This window comes from Trichocoleus sp. FACHB-262 (assembly GCF_014696035.1).
Lineage (GTDB): Bacteria > Cyanobacteriota > Cyanobacteriia > FACHB-46 > FACHB-46 > Trichocoleus.
On sequence record NZ_JACJPK010000017.1, the window covers coordinates 353,936 to 372,283 of the forward strand.

Sequence of the window (18,348 nt, forward strand, 5' to 3'; positions counted from 1 at the left end):
CGAAAACTCTCGTACTTAGCGATCGTGCTGTGGGCCTGTACTTAGCGATCGCGCTGTGGGCCTGTGGAACTCACCATAACAGGAGGCACTGGCTCAGATCCATCCTTCAAACCATCTCTAGAATCTGAGTTGACCAATTCTAGGGTTGTTGTATCCAGCGCTTCTGGGTTAAGAGGATTGTAGAAGAAGGAACCCGTTTGCGGAGGCAAAGTTGGGTCTAGAACAACTTCGGCAATACTTTTCACAACACCAGTTAGAGGAATCGCCAAAATCACGCCGAGTAGGCCCGCCACTTTAGCACCGAGCAGCAACGATGTAAAAATAATCACTGGGCTAAGTCCCGTCAGGTTACCCATGAGTCGGGGAGCCAACAAGTTGTCTTTGATCTGTTGGGTCGCGATCGCCACTCCTAGAACTTCCAGCGCTAACCACCAGTCGATAAATGCCACCACGACACTCACCGTGGCAATTCCCAATGTCGCCCCAATAAATGGAATCACTTCCATCACACCGATAAACACGGCAAACAATAAGAAAAATGGCACTCGCAACCATAAAAACGCCAAAGACAGCACCACGGCCATAAATAGCCCTAGCAATAATTGGCCCGCAAAGAACTGTCGGAGATTGCGCCGTAAAGAATCCGTTAAACAAGTCCGAATTTGGGGCGAAAAAATATTGACCAGTCCCCGCCAGACACGCTCCCCATCTAGGAGCATATAAAACGAAATCACCAAAATCAAAACCAGATCCAGTGTCCAGTTGACCGTTCCCAGGACCAAGCCAAATCCTTGAGCCGCGATCGCCTGTGCCCGTTCCCGCACCTCCGCCGATAACTGCTGCTCCAACAGCTGCACATCAAAGGGTAAATTGTGCGCCTCGCTCCAAAGCTGAAAATCTGCTAACTGATTCCGCCCAGACTCCATCAAACTAGGGAAATTCGTAGCTAACTGACGAGCTTGCTCTGAAACTGGAGGTGCGATCGTCAAACCAATCACTACCCCTCCCAGCCCTGCGGCCAAGTACACCAGTGCTGCTGCGACCCCACGAGGTAAAAAAGTCTGTAGCTTAGCCACTGCATAATTTAGCAGAAAGGCAATCAAACCTGCCGTCACCAAGATGCTAATGAGATCGCCAAAGTAGTTGAGGGCGTTCAGGGTCAACCAGCCCGCAACCAGCACCAATAACCAGGTGATTAAAAGTTGTTGAACAGGAGAAAAAACACGGTTCATGAGTGTTAGCGCTATGCCGTTTTGCTAAGCAACGGGAATTGGATCTTCGTGTTCTACCACAAAAACATTAGAGTACAAGTTGGCAATAATCTGCTTACCCTGCTGAGTTAAGGACAAATAATGCAAGGCATCTTTAACGTAGGGGTGAACGCCATGCCAATAAAACTTGGGATAGTTCTTCCGCAGGTCGGCAGGGTTACGGTAACCTAACGCTTTGTTCACGCCTGTTTCTTCAAATTCATAGTACAGAGCACAGATTTTCTTTAAGTAGCGGGGGTCGCTCAGTTGACCGATTAAGTCAGAGGCTCGGATCAGCCCCGGATAGTCAACCGTATCTTGATGGTCTTCTACCGAAGGCACCGGAAAACGAGTTAGCTCAATGTTGTACTTAATCACATCAGCATCGATCAGCTTATGCCCACCAAAGCGCTCATCAATAAAGAGCTTGGCGCGATCGACGTGGTAGGGAGTCAGGCTTGCATCAGAAGACCCAGCCGCTAAGGGCACCATTGCTCCATCTTTACCTGTGGCATAGTAACCATCTTTGTCTTGGCGGCAAACTCCTTTCACATAGCCAATATCGTGGCAGACCAGGGAGATAATGAAGTGCAGCCAATCTTCACAGGAAACACCGCCTTCCCGAATATGCCTGCCCCGCAAGATTTCTTGGCCTACCAAGGTGACGAGGATGGTGTGTTCAACGTTGTGGTAGAGCGCATCACTGTTCGCAATGTTCTCTAGCGCCATGCTGCCTGCCCAACCAATAATGTCTTCGTAGTCTGGCTTCCACCCGCCATAGGTACGCCGATAACCTTCTTTGAGTCTCTGAACAAAGTTATCAATCAGAATTTCCGTGGCATTAAACATGCTAAATACTCGCTTTTATGGGCTTGCAGGATAGGAAGGGTGAAGGCAGGCGATCGCAGCATTACGAATGCTTATTTGTTCTAGAGACACACAGGCAAACCAGTCATGTAACTGGGTCAAATTTTTTGTCTGATTATCACTTGAGCAAAGAAATCTAGAGAGGGTTGGCGTCAAATCACAAGATCTTGAGCGAGCGTCTAGCTGCATAAATATCTATATCTGCTAGGCATCAACCTTTAGTTTTCCCGGTTATGGTGGTGGCAGGTTAGTCTTGCTACAGACTTTCTCAATTAATTTCCCTTCAGGAGTAGATAATCCCCATGAGGCACGCCCCAGTTCGTTACGCTAGGCAACTGCTCACCCTGGGGATGATGAGTCTAATCGGGGCTACAGTTGTAGAGCCAACTTTGGCTGCCCAGAAAAGCTCTACACCCAATCCAAACCAACAGAAGGTCCAACTGGATTCTAACAATGCTGCATCGTACTATCAGCAGGGTAATGAACTTTATCACCAAGGGAAGTTAACTGAAGCGATCGCGGCTTATCGCAAAGCGATTGAGCTTGATGGGAAGTATGTGGAAGCTTACGTCGGTCTAGGCAATGCCCTGGATGATAATGGGAACACGGATAAAGCGATCGCCGCCTATCAACAAGCGATTCGTCTCCGCCCTAATGATGCAATCGCCTACTACAACTTGGGGGTGACTCATTACCGCCTCAACAAGTACGCTGAGGCTGTAGCCGCCTTTGAGCAAACTACTAAGCTTGATCCCAAGTTTGTCTCAGGCTTCATCAGCTTAGGCAATGCCCTGGATGATATGGGAAAATTTCAGCCCGCCCTTCAAGCTTATCAACAAGCCATTCAATTAGAGCCTGACAATGCCAGTGCCTACCTGAATATGGGCATTGCTTACGCTCGCCAAAAACAAACCAAAGCCGCGATCGCCGCGCTGCAAAAAGCCAAGACTCTCCTGCAAACTGAAGGCAACTCGGACGCAATTCAGCAAATTGAGCAAATGTTGCAGCAACTCACGACTTCCTAGCCTCTAGCGTCTCCTCTCGCGATCGGTCTATAATAAGCGTTCAGCTATTGACTAGCTGAGCCTGCTGCGGGTGTAGTTCAGTGGTAGAACGTTAGCTTCCCAAGCTAAATGTCGTGGGTTCGAGTCCCATCACCCGCTTAAAACATAAATCCCCTAAAGTCGATATTTACAGGGGGTTTTCAGTTTCTAAGAGGTTTAAAGAAAAAGCTAAATTCAGTACATAAGAACTAAAATTGGGTAGCTTTGGTAAATAACTGGGGTAAAATTGAGGTAGATACTTAGCTCTTACCCCAGAAAAATCATGTACTCAAAAACCACTAATCGCAAGGCTTCTAAAGGTTCTGTTCAGATCAAAAGCTCTAATGGTCGCTTACAGCTAGTCTTTAGTTTTGGGGGTAGACGGCACTATCTTTCATTAGGATTCGACGATAGTCCCCAAAATCGCAAATTAGCTGAAAAGAAGGCCAGAGAGATTGAACTAGATATACTCTCTGGTCACTTTGAAGGCGTGGAGAAGTACAAACCTAAATCAGTGCTCAGTGCCGTTGAAGCTGTTACCGCAATTTCTACCCCACAGCCGAGCCTAGCGGAGATGTGGGATAAGTTTGTTGAGTACAAACGCCCTCAATGTTCTCCAAACACAATGAAGTACGTGTACGGAGTTTATACGCGCTATCTTCAAAAGATCCCGACTCAAGAGTTAAGCCAAGCCAATGAAATGAGAGATTACGTCCTCAAACGTTTTCCTATCGACTCAGGAAAACGTTTCATCACTTGCTTATCTGCTTGCTGCCAATGGGCTGTACAGTCTGGCATGATTTCTGAAAATCCATTCAATGGTATGGCAGCAGAAATCCAACTTCCTAAATCAAATAAAGGTGAAGGAATCCCTGAGATTAACCCGTTCACGCTAGAAGAACGAGATGCAATCATTGCAGCAATTGAAACTGATCAATTTTGTCCACTTAAATCGGGTTTCAAGCATAGCCGCTATGCCCCTCTAATTAAATTCCTGTTTATGACAGGATGTAGACCTTCAGAAGCGATCGCTTTGGAGTGGCAGCATATCTCTCCCGACTTTAAACAAATTACTTTTGAACAGGTTGTGATCAACACTGACTCAGGTAGACAGGTGAGAACAGGGCTGAAAACTCAGGAGCGGAGAAGATTTCCATGCAATAACTCACTCCAAGAAATCTTGCAATCAGTTAAGCCTGAATACGCTACTCCAGATTCATTGGTATTTCCTTCACCAGAGGGCAAACCAGTTGACTTGAATAATTTTCGCAATCGGATCTGGAAAACTGTTCTTAAAGGGTTAGGAATTGAATATCGCAAGCTCTATCAAACTCGACACACCTTTATTACCCATGCCCTAGAGACAGGCAAGCTGGATGCTAAAGATGTAGGCCGTTTAGTAGGCAATTCTCCGGAAGTCATCTATAGGCACTACGCAGGCAATAAGCTCGAGTTGTTCGTCCCTGAGTTTTAGATAAGTTGCCATTTACTGTAGGAAACCTTTCCCACTCAAAATTCCCTATCTACCCTATTAAACTCCATTCCTATCGAGCGATCGCCCCTTAACCACTTAAAGAGGGCGTGAGGTGCATTCGCAAAGTTACCGCTATACGAAATGAGTCGATGAGTTGTGTAGTTCTTATTAGCGACTAACAGCTCTAGCTAATTTCCCTGCAAGTCACTGGGGGTAAGCCATGAGCTGATGTTTTGTCGCTCAATCTTACACTTCAGCATTGCCATCAAGGACTCACTCTCACTATGCAAAAAAAGCTTGCAACCATTACGCTCTCTCTGACCTGCGCTCTACTAGGCTTAGGCGCTAACTTTGCCTTGGCCATCCCTACAACCAACCAGCAAGGAGACTACCCTGCCCCACCGCTAGGGCAGCGAGGTGGTAGGCAGGTCAACTGGCAAGTTGTTGATTCAGACCCCAAGGGGCTCAACTGCCGAATGGCTAGACAATTCCAGGGTATCTCGGTAGACAGCATTGATGCACCACCCGATTTGTCTGCGCGAAACAAACACAATATCTCTCAGTGGCCTGTGGTGTTTGCCTTCAAGCGAGGGCAACGTTTACGCGCAGAGACTGGCAATTGGGATAATCAAATTATGTTGACTGATCGGCAAGGAAAACCCTGGTTGCCTGTCTCTACTAGCAAGGGTAATTGCTTTGTCCGTGCCAACAGCAATTTCATTCGACCTGTCCGAGAAGATGCCGTGACTCTAAAGCCATTGGAGTAATCCTACGCGTTGGGTTCCAATCGCTTCACAAGCTAACAAACATAAAGCTTCAAGCCCTACAGATTTTTGAAATCCATAGGGCTAATTAGCAATTCTGGGCTTTTTAGATTCATTCAATTTCGTCTGGGTTTACTCCTCGCTTTCGTAATGAGGCTAGCATTTGCTGCCTGACCTGGGCAGCCCAGGATTCAAAGCCGATCTTCTCTACATTTCTATCTACCACTGCCTCATCGGGAGGAGTTTGTGGTTTCTTAGTTTTGGTTTCCATAACCGTCGGTACCTGGAGAACTGAGGAAGAGCGTGCAGCGAACTACTCACCCTGCTCACATCTTAAAAGGGTTAGCTAGGAAGCTCCACTCGGAAATGCGCTAAGTACATTGAATGCTTGCAGTTTCCGAATCGCAACCCTAAAGCTGTTACATAGACGACAATTGAGCCACTTGAGCGTAATGATGGCAGTTCCATTTAGCGATCGCCCGTGTCGCTTCTGAGGCGATCGCACTTACAGTGCCAGAACAAATCAATATTTGCCAACTTGCCTGCTTTGTCTACCATCTCCGTTGTAGAAAGCATAGTTGTAGACATATGTGGACATAATTTAAACAGGCGCTTCAGGGTGTAGCCGCTTTAACCAAAGGGAACTTTATAGTAATTAAGTTACTAAGTTACAGAGCTTCCCACACTTCTTCGTAGAGAACGAAAAAGTTATTACACAAACTTGCTTGAAGCACCATGAATCATGGCATGACTGGCAGCTATAGCCTGAGCCTAGTTGCGCTTTCGTTTGCGATCGCCGTCTTTGCTTCCTACACAGCCCTGGATTTATCTGGACGGGTGCGGCCAACCGAAAGATCAACGCGCTACCTTTGGCTGTTGGGTGGAGCTGTGGCAATGGGGATTGGCATTTGGTCGATGCACTTTGTGGCCATGTTGGCTTTTCACCTCTCCGTGCCCGTTGAATACGACCTGTGGACCACTCTACTATCGCTGCTCTATGCCATTATTGCCTCTGGCATCGCCCTGTGGATCTGGAGCCGTCCTAATTCAAGATTTCTTCCACTACTTTCTGGCGGTGTCTGCATGGGTGTTGCCATCGCCTGGATGCACTACGCAGGGATGGCTGCCATGCGCCTTCCCGCGAGAATTGAGTATCGCTTTGGCTTAGTGGCCCTGTCGGTGGCGATCGCCATTGCCGCCTCACTCACAGCTCTTTGGCTAGCCTTTCGACTGCAAGATAAGTCACTCAAAGCACCCTTTTGGCAGAAGTTAGGCAGTGCTTTTGTGATGGGAGTTGGCATTAGTGGCATGCACTACATAGGCATGGCAGCCAGCCGATTTGTGTCTGAACCCGTACTTGCCAACTCCTCGCCAACAGTTCACGCTCCCTTCATGGCGATCGCGGTCGCTGCTGGCGCTCTACTGCTTCTCAGCTTGATCTTGATTGCGTCTTTGATTGATCAGCAATTTACGATGCAACTGAGCCGACAACAAACGTTGCTAGAAAGCGAAAAGCGGTTTCGGACCTTGATTCGTGAGATGCAGGTTGGGGTGCTGTTTCTAAATGCTGACGCAGAAATCGTCATTAGTAATCAAGCCGCGATCGCATTATTACAGTTGGATCAAACCGAGGGTATCCGGTCTATATTTGGGACCAACCAACGTTGGCTCCGCGAAGACGGCACTTACTTTGCCACAACAGACTTACCTGTGCAGCGGGCGATTGCCCAACGCCAACCAATCCGAAATGTGGTGATGGGCATTGAACAAACCAATAGCTCTGAGCGCACCTGGATGCTGGTCAATGCTGATCCGCAGTTTACAGAAAATGGAGTTTTAGAGCGGATTGTTTGTACCTTTAGCGATATCACTCAGCAGAAGCAAACAGAAGAAGACTTTCAACAAAGCCAAGACCAATTTGCCAAAGCTTTTCATTCCAATCCAGTCGCGAGTTGCATCACTACTGTTGCCGAAGGCCGCTTTGTCGATGCCAATAACAGTTTCCTCAAGTTGTTTGGCTACCCACGCGAACATTTGATTGGCTGTACTTCGAAAGAGCTACAAATTTGGGCCGATCTCAAAGATCGCGATCGCGTGATTCGAATGCTGCAACGCGATCGCTCAGCTCAAATGGTAGATGCTCCTTTTCGCACCAGTTCCGGTGAAATTCGAGAAGGACTCTGTTCTTTTGAAATGATTGAGGTCAGGGGGGAACCTTGTCTCCTCAGCATTGTGAATGACATTACCGAGCGCAAGCGGGCAGAGCAAGCTTTACAACAAGCAAAAGAAACAGCAGATGCCGCAAATCGGGCCAAGAGTGAATTTCTGGCCAACATGAGCCATGAGCTGCGTACGCCTCTGAATGCCATTCTCGGCTTCACGCAACTCATGAGTGGCGATAATTCTCTTTCGGCCCAAAATCAGGAGTACCTCAGCATTATTAATCGCAGCGGCGAACATCTGTTGCGGCTGATCAACGACATTCTGGAGATGTCCAAAATTGAAGCGGGGCGAGCGACACTCAATGCCAATGATTTTGATCTCCATCGTCTGCTGCAAAACCTCGAAGAGATGTTGCAACTTGCCGCAACTGCTAAAAACTTAAAACTGATCTACGACTGTGATCCTCAAGTCCCACAATGCGTCAGAGCAGATGAAAGCAAACTACGTCAGGTCTTGATTAATCTCTTGGGCAATGCCATCAAGTTTACTCAGCAAGGCAGTGTGACATTGCGGGTCAAGCGAGCAGAGATCGGGCAGGAGTTAGCAGGGAGGAGACAGGAATCAGCAGCTAGCGGTCAGAAGGTTGAGGTTGCTTCCGACCTAAAATTGCCCTGCGGAAATGTTGGCAGCGAGCAACCCCTAGCGCTTTCTTTTGAGATTGCCGATACAGGCCCTGGGATTGGAGCCAATGAACTGAATAATTTGTTTACAGCTTTTGCCCAAACAACTAGTGGCTTAAAATCGCAGCAAGGAACGGGCTTAGGCTTAGCCATTAGCCAGAAGTTTGTGCAACTCATGGGTGGAGAAATTACCGTTAGTAGCACGATGGGGCAGGGTTCTCAGTTCCGCTTTACCTTGCCCGTTTACCCAGTGCGAACCGCTCAGGTAGCCATCTCTCTACCAATCCGCCATAAAGTCGTTGGCATAGCACCTAATCAGCCTACTTATCGCATTTTGGTTGCCGAAGACCAACGCACCAATCGCCTTCTGCTCACCAGGCTCCTCAGTTCTGTAGGGTTTGAGGTTAGAGAAGCCACCAATGGCCAAGAAGCGATCGCTCTATGGGAAAGCTGGGCTCCACATCTGATCTGGATGGATATGCGGATGCCTGTGATGAATGGTTATGAAGCAACTCAATGTATCCGGGCTTCGCTAAAAGGAGAAGCCACGGTGATTATTGCTTTAACTGCTAGTGCCTTTGAGGAACAACGTCAGTCCATCTTATTGGCTGGATGCGATGACTTTATGGGCAAACCTTTCAACCGAGAGGAATTATTAGGGAAAATCAGCCAGTATTTGGGCGTGCAGTACATCTACAGCGAACTAGAGGATAGCTACTCTGCAAAAATTTTTCCTCGCACTACGCAGGCAGATGGATCGCTCATTCACCGGAGTTCTCCCGAACCACTAAGTCCCCATAACCTCAAGGTGATGCCGCCCGATTGGATAGAACAGTTGCATTTAGCGGCTTTACAAGGAAGTGATCTCCTGCTCCTCAAGCTCATTCAACAAATTCCTGGAGAGCATGCTGCCCTTAGCTGTGCTTTAGTTGAACTGGTGGCAAATTTCCGCTTCGACCAAATTGTTATTTTGGCGCGATCGCTACAAAGCGAAATTAGCTAGGGGTAACAGGGATAACAATTACTCTCCTGACTGATGCATCACCTTACCCCCAGCAGTAAGTTGATCAGTAATCAGTTCAGCAGGCTTCTCCATGTCGGTGCCATTACTTGTCGTTGATGTACAGCAAGGCTTTATCAACGAGTTTACCCATCATATTCCTCGGCGCGTGGTTCGCTTAATTCAGCAAGGAGATTATGGGCCAATTTTGTTCACTCGGTTTGTGAATCAAGACGATGGGCCTTATTGTCAGCTACTAAATTGGCACAATTGCGATCGCGAACCCGAAACCAGCCTGGTTCCAGAGCTGGAACCATATGCCAAGCCAGAATGTGTCTATACAAAACCAGGGCTTTGTGGCTTACCCAATACTTTGATTCAATCCTTAGGTGAGCACCAAATCAAACGGATTAATGTGGTAGGCATCGACACCGATATGTGTGTGCTGAAAATTGCGATGGATTTGTTCGATCGCGGTATTGAACCGATCGTCCTTACCGACTGTTGCGCCAGTACCGCTGGATTACAAGCTCATCTAGCAGGCTTGGCGGTGCTGAGTCGTAATATCGGAGCACAGCGGCTTTGTGATGCGGGTCTGAGCGAGGGCATGTTAGCTGCCCCCTCAGCTTAGAGTGTGGGGTGCTCAGCCACAAACGTCTTACAGAGTTGACGAAAATGATCGCCGCGTTGCTCAAAATTGGCGTATTGATCAAAGCTGGCACAGGCAGGCGAGAGCAGCACTACTTTTGCTTGGTGCTTTTGAGCTAGTTCTGCCCCACTTATCACGGCTCGCTCCATTGTTTCCACAATCTCAAACTGGGTGTAGCCGACTTGCTGGAGGCGCTGAGCAAATGTAGGCGCAGCATTGCCAATTAGCAACACTGCCGTCGCTTTCGCGTGGATTACTTGCAACCAACCTTTGTCGTCACCTTCTTTAGCTTCGCCACCTGCAATCAAAATCGCCGGACTCTCCACCGAAGCCAGCCCTACCTCAGCCGCATCATAATTCGTGGCTTTACTGTCGTTGATAAACTCGATGCCTTGCCAATCGCAGATATGTTCTAAACGGTGAGGAACTCCAGGGAAATTCGCGATCGCCTGAGTAATGGCCTCTTTGCTAATTCCTGCTAGCCGAGCCGCTGCCACGGCTAGCAAGAGATTTTGTTGATTGTGACTTCCAGGCATCCGTAGGGTATTCGCCGGGAGGATCGCTTCTCCTTGAGCAACCACCCAACCATCCTCAACGTACGTGCCTAACGCTGGATCGCCAATTAACCCGGCTTTTCCAATCACACTTGTCCAGCCTGCATTGGGCCACTGGCTAGGCCCAATCTGTCTCAGAAAAGGATCGTCTCCGTTAAACACTTGATGCTGAGACTGACGTAGCAAGTGAGCTTTGATGTTGTAGTAATTTTCTAAAGTCTTGTGACGCGCTAAATGGTCGGGGGTGAAGGTCGTCCAAACGCCAATCCGAGGAGCCACAGCGGGAGAGGACTCGATTTGGTAACTACTCAGCTCAGCGATGGCCCAATCAGGCTGAGGCTCAGCGAGTGCCACCTCACAGGCCGCATAGCCAATATTGCCAAAAGCAGGCGCATCAAACCCAGCCGCTTGAAAAATAGCCGCAATCAGAGCCGTAGTCGTCGTTTTTCCATTGGTGCCCGTGACACAGACCCAAGGCTGCTTTTGCAAATATCGCCAGGCCAGCTCAATCTCGCCAATCGTGTCAATTCCTAGCTCTCGCGATCGCACCAATCCAGGCACATCCCAAGGCACCCCAGGACTAACCACCACTAATTCAGGAGCTGCCACCTCCGGATTAAAGCTGTCTCCCAACTCAACCGCAATTCCTGCACTCAGAAGCGATTGGCCCTGTTGTTGCAACTCCTCAGAATTGCCGCGATCGCTTACCGTTACTTGCCAACCTTCACGCTGTAGAAGTTTTGCTGAAGCAATCCCTGATTTTCCCAAACCAATCACATAAGCGTTAGGCATATTGGCAGTCGGTAGGCATTCCTAAAAGAGCAACCCTTATGTTACTGCGGAACGGAGTCGCACAGCCAGATTTAGCCGCCAAGGAGACTAGGATATACCGCTCAATCCTCTGGTTCTCTTCCAGGGAAAACTTCCGGAGATGAAGAGTAATATCGGCGCACCTGATATAGGCATAGGCCGAATAGCGCTCCTACCAAAACTGCTTTAGAATCCGTCAACGCGATCGCCGTAGGCACCAACACCCCGCTACTTACGATCAACACCCACAACCGCCACCGCGATCGCCTTTTACCCTCAAACTCAGAAACACCCATAAACCTACCTACAATTCACCCCATCATTCACCTCCAACCCTTAATTCCCTTTTGGAGGTGGTCGTCGGGCGGGTGCTGGTCGTCCTGCGAAACCATTATTCACCACCAACCCTCAAAACCCTTTTGGAGGAGGTCTGGAGGACGCAACCGTCCTTCAGCGGGGGTTTGGGGGCGAGTGCCCCCAAGGCTCGGTTTCCACAAAACTCAGCCAGAGAAAACAAACCAACCTAACCCTTCACAATCGCCCCAAAATCCGCCAATACCCGCGCATGATTTCGCAGCAAACCCAGCAAATTCAGCCGATTTCGCTTAATCTCTGGGTCAGGGTCCATCACCAAAACGCTCTCCGGACCATCAAAGAAGCTGCTAACCGTCGGCGCAATCTGACTCAACCCAGCCACTAACTTTTGGTAATCTCGCTCCGCCTGAGCCGCTTGAGTTTGAGGCACCAACTGCACCAACGCATCATAAAACGCCTGTTCAGAGGGCTGCTTAAACAAACCAGAATTAACCAAAGCTGCTGGGTCTAACGACTTCGTATCCAGATCTCCCTGAGCCGCCAACCGCGATGCTCGATTCACCGTTTCATAGATTTTCGCTAGCGTGCCATCATTGCGGAGAGATTGCAGAAAGAGAGCGCGATCGCGGACATCCAGCAAATCCTTCAAGGCCCGCTCTGTATACTCTGGGTCGTTTTCTCCCAGCACCGCATTCACCAAGTCGTAATCAATGTGGCGGTCTTCTTGTAGCAGCGTCCGAATTCGTTGCAAGAAAAAGTCCTTCAACTGTTGCAACAGTTCTGACACGCTCATTTTCAAAACTGCTGCATGACTGGTCGCAAAATCAGCCGTAACTTGTTCCAGTAGTTGCAACAAGTTCAGAGGTAAGCTAGCCGCCCAAGTGACGTTCACCAACGCATTCGCGGCCCGACGTAGAGCAAAGGGGTCAGAGGAGCCGCTGGGCACCATGCCCAAACTAAAAATGCCAACCAGGGTATCTAAGCGATCCGCTAAACCCACCACCTGACCCACCAAAGTTTGCGGTAAGCGATCGCCTGCGCCCTTCGGTAAGTAATGCTCCACAATTGCCGTCGCCACAGCTTCAGGTTCACCACCAGCCAGGGCATACTTTTGGCCCATCACTCCTTGCAGTTCCGGAAACTCACCCACCATCTGCGTCACCAAATCCGCCTTACACAGCAGCGCTGCCCGTTGGATTTGGCTGCGATCGCCCGCTGACACCTGCAACTGCTCAGCAATGCGATCGGCAATTTGACCAATTCGTGTGACTTTATCCCGGACTGACCCCAAGGCTTCTTGAAAAGTCACAGTTTCCAGACGTGGCAGATAACTCTCTAGAGGATTAGCGCGATCGGCATCAAAAAAGAATTTGCCATCGGAGAGTCGCGCCCGAATCACCCGCTGATTCCCCGCAGCAATAATGTCAGCCTTGGCAGGGTCACCATTAGAAGCAGTAATGAAATAAGGCAGGAGTTCGGGCGAACCTTCACTTTGAAACACCGGGAAGTAGCGCTGATGGCTCTCCATTTCGGTGATGCTGACTTCCGAGGGTAGTTCTAGAAACTCCGCATCAAACTGACCAACGACAGCAGAAGGCCATTCCACTAAATTCGTTACTTCTGTCAACAAGCTGGGCGAGATTAAAGCGTAACCTCCAACCTTTTGCGCTGCTGCCTGCACTTGTGATTGAATCGTGGCTCGGCGCTGCCCTGGGTCAGGCTCTACCGCAGCCGAGCGCATCGTGGCTAAATAATCTTCAGGCTGCTGAATGGTGACAGGTTGGGGATGTAGTACTCGATGACCACGCGAAATGCGATCGCTCGTCACCACTTCCGAACCACTCACGATTTTGAGGGGTAAAACAGTCTCGTCTAGCAAAGTCACCAGCCAACGAATTGGGCGAGGAAACTTCAGGTCGCCATCTCCCCAGCGCATAAACCGTTTCCCTTCCAAGCTGTTGATCCACTGCGGCACCAGCTCTGTGAGCAGCTCAGCCGTCGGGCGGCCAGCAATCACCTTCTGAACAAAAACAAACTCTCCTTTCTCCGTCGCCCGGATTTCTAGCGCCTCCAGAGCCACACCCTGCTTCTGAGCAAATCCTTCTGCGGCTTTGGTAGGGTTCCCATCCTTAAAAGCTGCCTGTACCGGAGGGCCTTTCACCTCTTCTGTTTGGTCCGGTTGTTGAGTGGGCAAACCTTTAATCAGTACAGCTAAGCGCCGGGGGGTACCATAGACCTCAACCGCTTCATTCGCTCGATTTTCAGGCAATAAGTAGCGCTCAGTCAGGCTTTGAGGAATCCGCGATCGCCACTGCTCCAAAGCTGAATCCACAAAACTTGCAGGCAGTTCTTCCGTGCCTACTTCTAACAAAAACGTCGCCATAGCGCCCCATCTCAAACATCAAGCGGCCAAGTAACCAGCCAATTTCACCAGTTTACCCTGGGAGGAATCCTGGCGGACGTGTCCCGAACGGATTTGAGGAAATCCCAAATTTGCCGCTATAGCGATCGCTGCCCCTGTCTACATCCTCAACTACATAAAGAAATCTCTTTAAAATGCATTTAAACATCAACTTTTCATCTATAACAGTGCGGATTAGCTCTTACCATTGCGGAATCTAAAGATAGAGATTTTGTTTCGATTCCTTTGGAGCGATTCATGAAATAGAGCCCCCACGACATGACTACAGCCAGCTCATTTGGCGCAGTTCAACAGCATTACCCACCACCGATATTTCAGTACTGTCGCGTTCTTTACCTCGTGAAAATACGGAGCCTGAAAAAATAGCCTCTAAGATTCCGCAATCCTCACTAGGAAATTTAGTAGTGACTTCTGGCATGTTAATAACAACACCAAACAGCGCGGCAGAATAAAACGTTGGTATCTTCTGACACCTGCTTCATTGCCTCCGCCCTACACCTCAAGAGCACAACCCCATGAACATGAGCTTCCCCTTCTGGCAATTCCTCAATCAACCTGTTTTCTCCTCCAGCCATAAAGTGATTTTGAATCCCCAGCGCTTCTGGCACGTGCACAAAGTTGAAGTGTTAGAGCGTTGCTGGTCGAGAGCCTATGAACCCGAAGGACGCCGCTAAAAGGATTTGCTCTGAGGAATTATTCCTTATTTCTGAGCAGCCATAAATTTTTACCTATGATTAAAATCACCGCATCTGCCAGATTTTGATTGTCATCATCCATACACTCCCTAGACAATGGATGCGGTTATAGATAACAACAATGCGAGCCCTGAGTCTTTAATGATCTCAAGGCTCGCATTTTTCTAGGTCGCGATCGCCAAATCTTATAGCCAAATCTCACGATAGATAATAATCTCAAGGCTTGTCCGGAATTAGTACCAGCTGAGCGAAGAAATGATTGGATAGAGGGTCGATGTACTGACACCTGTGACTGATTGAATAAACCTTTTTCAATATCACTTGTTGCCCTACAAATACCTTTTGAAAAAAGTTTAATCAACAGGACCAAGACACGGGGGCTGAGTCCCTTGCTGCATCCTGATCGCTTAGTCAGTTCAGCCCTATCTCTAGTTAAGCAAGGAGATTCGAGACATCGTGGTACTAAAACCTGTGTATTGCTCAGACGCTACTGGAAACATCGCAATTGAGATTTCCCAAGAAGAATTGCGAACCATCCTAGGCCAAATAGAGTCCGAACTCTATCACAGTGAAGTCTATCGCCGAGTGTTGGCTGGCCTACAAACCATGCTGGGCGAAACTGCTGGGGGGGCTCAGACCCTCGTCAAAGCAGTGAGCAGAGAAGCCATTCGCCTCGCATTTCGGCAATTTTTTAAGCAATACCGAGCTATTTCTGCTTCGCTCAAGCAAGAGGCTAGTCAAGATGAAGCTGTAGAGGCAGCAGAAGAGCTACCAGCCGCAGTTAGCTCCGCTACTCTTGAAAGCCCCATCGAAACTTCAACCCCAACAACTTCTGCCTTTACCGACGAAGACACCACTAACGAAAACATGGTTGTGGTCGTAGAGGATGCTCCCTTGGAAGCAACGGCGGTTGAAGGTGTCAAATCAACTCCTGTAGAAGAGCAGCCCTTCCTTTTAGGCATGATGGGCAAGCCAACCAAGAAACTCACAAAGGCAGAGCTAGCCGCGCAGAAGTTTGCTCAAGAAAGAGAGGAAAGCCTGCGTCAAGTTGGCCAGGATATTCGGGCAGCTCGACAGGCGCGATCGCTCTCGTTGCATCAACTCCACAGCCTAACGCTGGTGCCGATTCATCAACTCCAGGCCCTCGAAGCAGGCCGCATTGAGCAATTGCCAGAAGATGTCTATGTCCGGGGCTTTATCCGGCGCATTGGCAACGCTTTGGGCTTAGATGGCAATAATCTTGTGGCTGGCATCCCAGCGCCCGATCCAGTCAAATCAGTTTTACCATCCTGGTATCATCCAGAAGCCGAGTCCGGCGGATTATGCCTGCGGCCCGTACATTTATATGTTGGTTATGCGGCTCTCATGGCGGGTGCCGTAGGTGGTTTAACCTGGCTATCACATCAACATGCACCCGAAGCTGCTACTGACACCACTCAGGTCTTTCCAGAGCAAGCCTCCATTACTCCTTCGTCACGTCAGCAAACACCTAAGACAACCCCAGGGCTGAAAGCAAGCAAGATTGGAGCTGTAGCTGGGCCAGATATTGCCCCACCAGAGGCATTTTCTAACTAACAGTTCAATCAACATTCACGACAGGGTTATGCAGGGGCGAACGGTAATTCGCCCTGATCCAGATCTCGCCTAGATGTCTTAACGGCTAAAGGGGAATATCCGGTTCTTCGACCATCACCCTGAGCGAAGGGGAGTTGGGGCTGGGTTGCCCACTCAGCACTAAGTTATCTCGATGCACCACAGTCTCGGGCGCGGCATAACCCAAGATACTAGGAATTGCTTCAGAACGGCAGCCCCGGATCCGCTGTAGTTGTGCACTGTTGTAGTTAACCAGTCCTCTGGCAATTTCTCGACCATTGCGATCGCAGAGTTGCACCGCGTCTTGGCTCTGAAACTCCCCTTCCACTTCTACAATCCCAGCTGCGAGTAAAGATTTGCCTGACTGACAAATCACTTTAACAGCACCGTCATCTAGATACAGTTTGCCAGCGGGCAGCAAACCGTGAGCAATCCAACGCTTACGAGCACTAGCCGCTTGCGGCTGAGGCTCAAAGTGAGTCCCAATCGGTTCGCCTTGCACAATTTTGAGTAGATTCTGAGGCGATCGCCCTTCCGTAATCACTGTTCGCACCCCTGCGCCTGTGGCAATGCGGGCTGCGGTAATTTTAGTGACCATGCCACCTGTGCCCCAACGAGAGCCGCGATCGCCAACTTGTACTTGTAGCGATTCCAACTGTTCGATCGATTGCACTAAACTAATGGGTTGGGCGTCTGGATTACTGCGGGGATCAGCCGAGTACAGGCGATCGACATCGGTCAACAAAAACAGCCAATCTGCTTCTACCAAGCTGGCGACCAAAGCCGATAAGGTGTCGTTATCGCCAAACTTCAACTCGTCCACAGCGACGGTGTCATTTTCGTTGACAATCGGGATCACGCCCAACCGCAGCAACTCCTGGAAGGTACCGTAAGCATTCAGGTAGCGACTGCGCTGCACTAAGTCAGTCCGGGTCAGCAGCACTTGAGCGATCGGCTGTTGTAGCGACGTAAAAAAGTCATCATAAACCCGCATCAATCGGCCCTGACCTACAGCCGCTACAGCTTGCTTTAGGGCAATCGTGCGGGGTCGCTCGGTCATGCCTAAGCGGGCACAGCCAACCCCAACGGCTCCCGAAGACACCAAGATTACGGAATGGCCCATTTGCCTTAATTGGCTTAATGTTTCTACCAAAGCCGCGATCGTGGATAGAGCCAAATACCCAGTACTGGGATTCGTCAAGCTCGAAGTTCCAATCTTGATAACTAGGGTTTGAGGCATGAAAACAGGCTGAGTTTCGCGAGCGTCACTAGAGAAAGTGTAAAGCGCCAGACCCTCTATTGATGAGGCTGGCGCTTTACATAAGTATTCACAGCGATTTATGCGTTAGGGTCTTTATCTTCGCTGACCCCAATTGAACTTTATATAGAATGCCAGAAATTTTTAGCAGAGCTCGGATCTCATAATGTTTTCTTTATATTTTTGATTTGTTAGATTTATCACGCTCTGCGAAGACTTGTTAAGCCTATTGCTTGGAGGTTAAAGAAGCACCCAAAGCTTGGGATAGCCAAACTTCAAACGTACGGACAGGATGGCGACGGGCGACTTGAGTGGGGTCTACCATTGGCTCTACCAAAATGGTAAACATGCCAAACCGATTCCCTGCCAGAACATCCGTGAAGAGGCGATCGCCCACCATTGCCACTTTTTCCACGGGCAGATCCATCGCGGTCACAGCTTTTCTTAATTTGCGGCGAGAGGGTTTGCCTGCTCCAAATAGGTAGGGTAAATTCAAAGATTGAGCAATGCCACGAATGCGACTCTCACTCAAGTTATTACTCACCAACCAGAGCGTCGCAACTTGTTTAATGTCTTCTACCCAATCCAGCAATTCCGTTGAGGCTTGCGTCGTTCTAAAGGGTACTAGGGTTTCATCCACATCTAAAATCAACCCCTTCAAGTCATACTGCTGCACAATCTCTGGTGTCAGCGTTAGGATCGAGCCTTCCAAATTCAAATCAGGCTGTAATAGGGAACCCCAGGACATAAATCAAAACAGGATAGCGCTAACAAAGAGAGAAATTAACAAGGGAAAGTAGGCTGATAAAAC

Annotated in this window: 16 protein-coding genes and 1 tRNA gene; 8 read left to right on the forward strand and 9 right to left on the reverse strand. The window is 49.1% G+C overall.

What is annotated here, in order from left to right; genetic code table 11:
- Positions 1 to 41: 41 nt before the first annotated feature.
- A complete protein-coding gene (locus H6F68_RS02730) occupies positions 42 to 1,232 on the reverse strand; it encodes an AI-2E family transporter (protein WP_190556254.1) in 1,191 nt (396 codons plus the stop codon).
- A gap of 24 nt (positions 1,233 to 1,256) precedes the next feature.
- Positions 1,257 to 2,099 (reverse strand): Npun_R2479 family HD domain-containing metalloprotein, encoded by an 843-nt coding sequence (locus tag H6F68_RS02735; protein WP_190431350.1) that lies wholly within the window; start codon positions 2,097 to 2,099, stop codon positions 1,257 to 1,259.
- Between the two features lie 320 nt (positions 2,100 to 2,419).
- Here H6F68_RS02735 and H6F68_RS02740 point away from each other — a divergent pair, with 320 nt between their 5' ends.
- The 4 genes from H6F68_RS02740 to H6F68_RS02755 all read left to right on the forward strand — a co-directional run bounded on the left by H6F68_RS02740 (position 2,420) and on the right by H6F68_RS02755 (position 5,401).
- Positions 2,420 to 3,142: a tetratricopeptide repeat protein gene (locus H6F68_RS02740; RefSeq protein ID WP_190556256.1), complete on the forward strand. Its 723-nt coding sequence runs from the start codon at positions 2,420 to 2,422 to the stop codon at positions 3,140 to 3,142.
- A 66-nt stretch (positions 3,143 to 3,208) separates the two neighbouring features.
- Positions 3,209 to 3,280, forward strand: a tRNA-Gly gene (locus H6F68_RS02745).
- A 163-nt stretch (positions 3,281 to 3,443) separates the two neighbouring features.
- Positions 3,444 to 4,634 carry a site-specific integrase gene (locus tag H6F68_RS02750; RefSeq protein WP_190556258.1) on the forward strand — a complete coding sequence of 397 codons (1,191 nt, stop codon included), beginning with the start codon at positions 3,444 to 3,446 and terminating at the stop codon, positions 4,632 to 4,634.
- 284 nt (positions 4,635 to 4,918) lie between these two features.
- Positions 4,919 to 5,401 (forward strand): hypothetical protein, encoded by a 483-nt coding sequence (locus tag H6F68_RS02755; RefSeq protein ID WP_190556260.1) that lies wholly within the window; start codon positions 4,919 to 4,921, stop codon positions 5,399 to 5,401.
- 109 nt (positions 5,402 to 5,510) lie between these two features.
- Here the strand turns inward: H6F68_RS02755 and H6F68_RS02760 are convergent, their stop codons facing one another.
- Positions 5,511 to 5,669, reverse strand: coding sequence for a hypothetical protein (locus H6F68_RS02760; RefSeq protein WP_190556263.1), 159 nt, complete (start codon positions 5,667 to 5,669; stop codon positions 5,511 to 5,513).
- Positions 5,670 to 6,133: 464 nt separating this feature from the next.
- Between H6F68_RS02760 and H6F68_RS02765 the strand changes: the two genes are divergently transcribed.
- Together H6F68_RS02765 and H6F68_RS02770 are read left to right on the forward strand one after the other, a co-directional pair.
- On the forward strand, positions 6,134 to 9,244 hold the full coding sequence (locus H6F68_RS02765) for an MHYT domain-containing protein (RefSeq protein WP_190556265.1): 3,111 nt from the start codon (positions 6,134 to 6,136) through the stop codon (positions 9,242 to 9,244).
- A gap of 91 nt (positions 9,245 to 9,335) precedes the next feature.
- Positions 9,336 to 9,872, forward strand: a complete 537-nt coding sequence (locus H6F68_RS02770; protein WP_190556267.1) for a cysteine hydrolase family protein — start codon at positions 9,336 to 9,338, stop codon at positions 9,870 to 9,872.
- On the opposite strand, the gene murD is transcribed toward H6F68_RS02770, so the two are convergent.
- The 4 genes from murD to H6F68_RS02790 all read right to left on the reverse strand — a co-directional run bounded on the left by murD (position 9,869) and on the right by H6F68_RS02790 (position 14,409).
- Entirely contained in the window at positions 9,869 to 11,236 is a 1,368-nt protein-coding gene (murD, locus tag H6F68_RS02775) for a UDP-N-acetylmuramoyl-L-alanine--D-glutamate ligase (RefSeq protein ID WP_190556269.1), read from the reverse strand. The genes H6F68_RS02770 and murD overlap by 4 nt on opposite strands.
- A gap of 101 nt (positions 11,237 to 11,337) precedes the next feature.
- A complete protein-coding gene (locus tag H6F68_RS02780) occupies positions 11,338 to 11,550 on the reverse strand; it encodes a hypothetical protein (protein ID WP_190556271.1) in 213 nt (70 codons plus the stop codon).
- 227 nt (positions 11,551 to 11,777) lie between these two features.
- Complete coding sequence (gene glyS / locus H6F68_RS02785; RefSeq protein ID WP_190556273.1) at positions 11,778 to 13,952, reverse strand: glycine--tRNA ligase subunit beta; 2,175 nt, start codon at positions 13,950 to 13,952, stop codon at positions 11,778 to 11,780.
- Positions 13,953 to 14,253: 301 nt separating this feature from the next.
- Entirely contained in the window at positions 14,254 to 14,409 is a 156-nt protein-coding gene (locus H6F68_RS02790) for a hypothetical protein (RefSeq protein WP_190556275.1), read from the reverse strand.
- Positions 14,410 to 14,506: 97 nt separating this feature from the next.
- On the opposite strand from H6F68_RS02790, the gene H6F68_RS02795 reads away from it, so the two are divergent.
- Together H6F68_RS02795 and H6F68_RS29570 are read left to right on the forward strand one after the other, a co-directional pair.
- Positions 14,507 to 14,665, forward strand: a complete 159-nt coding sequence (locus H6F68_RS02795; RefSeq protein WP_190431340.1) for a hypothetical protein — start codon at positions 14,507 to 14,509, stop codon at positions 14,663 to 14,665.
- A gap of 477 nt (positions 14,666 to 15,142) precedes the next feature.
- Positions 15,143 to 16,261 (forward strand): RodZ family helix-turn-helix domain-containing protein, encoded by a 1,119-nt coding sequence (locus tag H6F68_RS29570; RefSeq protein WP_190556277.1) that lies wholly within the window; start codon positions 15,143 to 15,145, stop codon positions 16,259 to 16,261.
- 85 nt (positions 16,262 to 16,346) lie between these two features.
- On the opposite strand, the gene proB is transcribed toward H6F68_RS29570, so the two are convergent.
- Positions 16,347 to 17,519 carry a glutamate 5-kinase gene (proB, locus tag H6F68_RS02805; protein ID WP_190554106.1) on the reverse strand — a complete coding sequence of 391 codons (1,173 nt, stop codon included), beginning with the start codon at positions 17,517 to 17,519 and terminating at the stop codon, positions 16,347 to 16,349.
- Positions 17,520 to 17,763: 244 nt separating this feature from the next.
- Entirely contained in the window at positions 17,764 to 18,285 is a 522-nt protein-coding gene (locus tag H6F68_RS02810; RefSeq protein WP_190556279.1) for a YqeG family HAD IIIA-type phosphatase, read from the reverse strand.
- Between the last annotated feature and the right edge of the window lie 63 nt (positions 18,286 to 18,348).